This is a genomic window from Mycobacterium sp. KBS0706 (genome assembly GCF_005938675.2).
GTDB lineage: Bacteria > Pseudomonadota > Alphaproteobacteria > DSM-16000 > Inquilinaceae > Inquilinus.
This window is the reverse complement of record NZ_VCCH02000374.1, coordinates 1-396: the sequence shown is the minus strand read 5'-3', so window position 1 is coordinate 396 and position 396 is coordinate 1. Positions and strand designations below refer to the sequence as shown.

General features: G+C 66.9%; 1 protein-coding gene. It reads right to left on the bottom strand.

The genetic code is table 11. The annotated features are described in order from the left end of the window. Positions 1-376: cadherin-like domain-containing protein (locus FFK22_RS42340; protein WP_306770282.1), on the bottom strand; the 376-nt coding region annotated here is incomplete at its 3' end. Positions 377-396 lie beyond the last annotated feature (20 nt).

Sequence of the window (396 nt, the reverse complement as noted above, 5' to 3'; positions counted from 1 at the left end):
CGTCGCTGGCACCGGCGAGGATCAGGGTCTTGGCGACGGTGAGCGGAGTGTCCTCGTCGGTATTCTGATCGGCGACGGTGCCGGCCAGCGGATCATCATTCACCGCCGCGACGGTGATGTTGAAGGTGCCGGTGGTGGTGCCGCCGTGGCCATCGGACAGGGTGTAGGTGACGACACCCGTCCCGTTGATATTGGCATCCGGCGTGCAGACCAGGTCACCATTGGCGTCAAGCGAGACGGTGCCGCCCAGGGCCGAACCGCCGATCAAGGTGATGGTGTCGCCATCGACGTCGCTGGCGCCGGCCAGGATCACGGCCTTGGAGATGGTGAGCGGCGTGTCCTCGTCGGTGCTCTGGTCGGCGACGGTGCCGGCCACCGGATCGTCATTCACCGCGG